This window comes from Bacteroides sp. D20 (assembly GCF_003436255.1).
Classification (GTDB): domain Bacteria; phylum Bacteroidota; class Bacteroidia; order Bacteroidales; family Bacteroidaceae; genus Bacteroides; species Bacteroides uniformis.
On the sequence record NZ_QSOO01000051.1, the window covers coordinates 1 to 913 of the forward strand.

The 913-nt window shown below is 46.0% G+C and carries 1 protein-coding gene; it reads right to left on the minus strand.

The genetic code is table 11. The annotated features are described in order from the left end of the window. Window positions 1-10: 10 nt before the first annotated feature. Window positions 11-619, minus strand: a complete 609-nt coding sequence (locus DXD78_RS20915) for an HU family DNA-binding protein (RefSeq protein ID WP_005825608.1) — start codon at window positions 617-619, stop codon at window positions 11-13. Between the last annotated feature and the right edge of the window lie 294 nt (window positions 620-913).

Below are 913 nucleotides of genomic sequence, written 5' to 3' on the forward strand. Positions count from 1 at the left end.
TATACTAAGTTCACCCCTTGACATAGACCACTGAACGGCCGGCACCACGCTTGCGAATCACGCCGGAATCGATAAATGTCTGCAAATCCCTCGAAGCCCGGCGGGCGGTGACATGGACAAGGCGGGAATATTCTGCACGAGTAATACAGACATTAGCTTCCAGAAAGTCCATCATGCTTTTTTCACGGGCAACCATGTCGCCCATTGCTTTCGGTTTATCCGGGAAAAAGCGTTTATCCGCACGTTCCAACTCCATCTTACCTGCCACATAACGTTTGAATTCGATGCCGGGACGGAATTTCACCGTGGACATCTTGACCGACTCCGCACGTACTTCTTTCTTATTCATCACCGGATGGGTACACTTCAGCGTGGTGCTGAAGAAGCCAAGTCCCTCTATCTCCACCGTATAGCCCTTTGCCAGCCAATCTCCAAGCGTAGTGGTGATGGCTTGCACAATACCCACAACCATGGCGTGGGGCATATGTTCTTCACGAAAAACCCGTTCCATGAACTCTTTACCAGAAATGGTTCCCTTGGAACAGACACGGGCATGCAGCGACTTCGGTTCCTCGCCTTCGGGGACGGGCGTTTCATAAAGGTCATAATAAGCACTCATAAAATAATTTAAATTAATGGTTTATAGAGAATTGAGGGAAACTTGCAGCAAACTTGGGGAAGAAATGTTCTCGAAATCGGCAGAAGCTGGCAGTAAAGGTACTAATTATTTTTCTTGCCACAAGGATTTTACTTTCTTTCCACTGCCGTATTCTTTTCTTTCCACAGCTGTGGAAAGAAAAGAATACGGCAGTGGAAAGATTAGCATTTAGGATAGAAAAGGATAACTCCCAATGAGTCTGTGTCTTTTCCTGATTTAGCTAGACGCTTTTTCTTTTTATAACCGATATCAGTA

Bases quoted from the DNA above. Each gene is read 5' to 3' on its own strand.
- DXD78_RS20915 (WP_005825608.1), bottom strand. From the start codon at position 619: ATGAGTGCTTATTATGACCTTTATGAAACGCCCGTCCCCGAAGGCGAG.